This window comes from Mesorhizobium sp. M4A.F.Ca.ET.022.05.2.1, assembly GCF_003998845.1.
In the GTDB taxonomy this organism is placed as follows: Bacteria; Pseudomonadota; Alphaproteobacteria; order Rhizobiales; family Rhizobiaceae; genus Mesorhizobium.
This window is the reverse complement of record NZ_RZOJ01000593.1, coordinates 1-2,696: the sequence shown is the minus strand read 5'-3', so window position 1 is coordinate 2,696 and position 2,696 is coordinate 1. Positions and strand designations below refer to the sequence as shown.

The window sequence follows — 2,696 nt, the reverse complement described above, 5'->3', positions numbered from 1 at the left end:
TCGCCGAGGGCCGCAAGGTGACGGCAACCGAACTTGCCGACAATCTGCCCGATCCGACGCTCGGCGGCTGGTCGACGCGGCCCGACCGGGTGGCGATCCTGCGGAAGCACCTGCGCGGCAAGGGCGCGGCCGCCATCGGCGCGGCGGCAAGTATCGATTTCGGTCAGGTCGACCTGCCGGGTCCGACGGGGGAGGCCAACACGCTGTCGCTGGCACCGCGTGGCCGCGTGCTCTGCCTCGGTCCGGATACGGACACGCTGCTGGCGCAGGCGATCCAGGCGCTTGCCGCCGGCAACGCCGTGCTCGCGGTGGCGCCGGGCGCGCCGGCGGCGCTGTCGGCGCTAACCGGCAAGGGCCTGCCGATCGCCGCCATAGACGGCCGGCCGGACCCCGTCGAGGCGCGCGCACTGCGCGTCGATGTCGTCGCATTCTCAGGCACGCCGGAGGCGGCGCGCATCGTGCGCAAGGTTATCGCCGAGCGCGCCGGCCCGATCGTGCCGCTGGTCAGCGAGGTGCTCAATCCGGCTGCCTATGCGCATGAGCGCGCCGTCTGCGTCGACACCACGGCGGCGGGCGGCAATGCCAGCCTGCTGGCTGCCGCCTAAGGCACAGCCCAAGTCCGGGCGCGTGTTGCAAGGAGACCGCGCACCCGGATAAACATGCGCCGATCGATTACGCGGCGAGGCCGAACAGATGGAAGATAAATCGCCGTTCACGCTCCCGCGTGTCAGCGTGGTCATCACCAGTCACAACTATCGCGCCTATGTCGAGGACGCGATCCGCTCGGTTCTGGCACAGACCTATCGCAATTGGGACTGCGTGATCGTCGACGATGCCTCGGCCGACGGCTCGGCCGATCATATCCGTGCGCTGCTTGAAAAGATCGGCGATCCGCGCCTGCGCCTCCTGGCGCGGCCGCAAAACGGCGGCCAACTCGCCGCGTTCCGCGACGGCTTTGCAGCAAGCGACGCGCATTTCGTGGCGTTTCTCGATTCCGACGACATCTGGCTGCCGGACTTCCTGCTCGCGCATCTGTCGGCGCATCTCTACGCGACGCAGCCGGCGTCGCTGTCCAGCTCCGATCTTTTCCTCGTCGATCGCGAGCGCGCCTTGCTGGCCAGTAGCTTTGCGCTGCCGCGCAGGGAAGCGCACGCGCGCGGGACAATGATCCCACCCCACATACAGCATGGCGGACTCGCCTATCGGTCGGATTTTCCGGTGACCTATTTCGGACCCGATAGCTATGGCTGGATATGGGCGCCGACATCGTCGATGGTTTTCCGGCGTGGCGCGCTGGAACCCGTCCTGGCATTCCCCTTCAAGGTGTCGATCGGAACCGATTACCTGACGGCGACATGCGCGCATCTGGCCGCCGGCAGCCTCATCCTGTCGGAGTGCCTCGGCCTCTATCGCCTGCATGGCGCCAATGCCTCCGGCGGTCTCGCCTATGCCGGCGGCCGTATGCAGCTGTCGCCGGCCTATGCCTCCCTGGACGCCGCCATGGGCGCGGACGTGCTCGACTATGTCCTTGCCAATGCGGAGAGGCTCGGCGCCATCCACGGCAGGGATTTCGTGTCCGGCTTCCTGTCCAGCCATGTGAGGCGGTTCGGCGATTTGGCGAGCGATCCGCGGCTTGCGCCGCTTCTTGATCGCAAGAGCCGCTTGCGGCAGGCGCGCAAACGCTTTGTGCGGACGCTACGCCGGCTGGCTGGCGGTTCCTGAGGCTAGGCTCTCCCGAATAGCTCGTCAGGCGCCCTCGACGACCGAAAAGCCTTCGAATTGCGGATGGCCGAGATAGTGCACCTTGGAGGTGCCGGCGTTGCGGTGCGCGGCGCGGAAATTTTCCGATTTGGTCCAGGCGACGAAATCCTCGTGGCTGGCCCACACCGTGTGTGAGGCAAACAGCGTGTAGCCTTCGGCCTCGTTCAGCGGACCGCGCAGCAGGTGGAACTCCCTGAAACCTTTCATTTCAGACAGGCTGGAATCACGGTTCTTCCAGACATCCTCGAAGGTGTCTTCCGAGCCGTTCTGGACCTTGAAGCGGTTCATGGCGATGTACATTGGTTTCCTTTCATGCGGTTCGTTCCATCCACTTTCAAAATGGACCGATTTCGGCCTCGAACACCAAACTCCTGCTTGCGATGCGCGACGGAATTGGAGGGAAGGGGGCAGCATTGCGAACGATGCCGAGCGCGACCTGATCGAAACTCGACGATCCAGAGGTTTGCAGGATGCGTAGATCGTCGATACCACCACCGCTGCCGATCACGAAAGTCACGACGGCATTATTGACCGCGGTCAATTGCACTGACGGCGGAACGGCGCGGTTGACGCGGCTGAGCTTCCTGATGACGTCGCCGCGGTAATTGTACTCCGCAGCCTCGCTGCCTGCCTCTTTCTGCTTCTTGCCCTCGCTGGCCGCCTGTGACAGCCGGTCCTGGCCCTCTGCGGTGCCGCGCTTGTTGTCCGTTTCTCTCGCTGTCGGGGATGGTGCCGACGGAGTCGGACGGGCGCTGGGGATTGGCGGCTGGTCTGGAACAACGACGGGAGTTTCATGGGTGGCAGGGGATTCGGTGCTGGCGACAACACTCTGGTCATCGGGGCGCGGGGAGCCAGCCACCAGTATGTCTGGCCGGCCGGCAGGTTCCGGCGACACTGCGGGAGGCTGTGCGGCTGCTTCCAGAGTGGGCTCGGAA

3 protein-coding genes and 1 pseudogene are annotated in these 2,696 nt (G+C 65.4%); 2 read left to right on the top strand and 2 right to left on the bottom strand.

Annotation, left to right across the window (positions count from 1 at the left end):
* Positions 1-605 (top strand): annotated as a pseudogene (locus EN745_RS33285) (bifunctional proline dehydrogenase/L-glutamate gamma-semialdehyde dehydrogenase); the annotation flags it as partial.
* 88 nt (positions 606-693) lie between these two features.
* Positions 694-1,722 carry a glycosyltransferase gene (locus EN745_RS33280; protein ID WP_126054148.1) on the top strand — a complete coding sequence of 343 codons (1,029 nt, stop codon included), beginning with the start codon at positions 694-696 and terminating at the stop codon, positions 1,720-1,722.
* A gap of 24 nt (positions 1,723-1,746) precedes the next feature.
* Here the strand turns inward: EN745_RS33280 and EN745_RS33275 are convergent, their stop codons facing one another.
* Together EN745_RS33275 and EN745_RS33270 are read right to left on the bottom strand one after the other, a co-directional pair.
* Positions 1,747-2,061: an antibiotic biosynthesis monooxygenase gene (locus tag EN745_RS33275; RefSeq protein WP_127423199.1), complete on the bottom strand. Its 315-nt coding sequence runs from the start codon at positions 2,059-2,061 to the stop codon at positions 1,747-1,749.
* Positions 2,062-2,095: 34 nt separating this feature from the next.
* Positions 2,096-2,696: TonB family protein (locus EN745_RS33270; RefSeq protein ID WP_127423198.1), on the bottom strand; the 601-nt coding region annotated here is incomplete at its 5' end.

Coding starts and splice junctions, on each gene's coding strand:
- EN745_RS33280 (WP_126054148.1), top strand. CDS start 694: ATGGAAGATAAATCGCCGTTCACGCTCCCGCGTGTCAGCGTGGTCATC.
- EN745_RS33275 (WP_127423199.1), bottom strand. CDS start 2,061: ATGTACATCGCCATGAACCGCTTCAAGGTCCAGAACGGCTCGGAAGAC.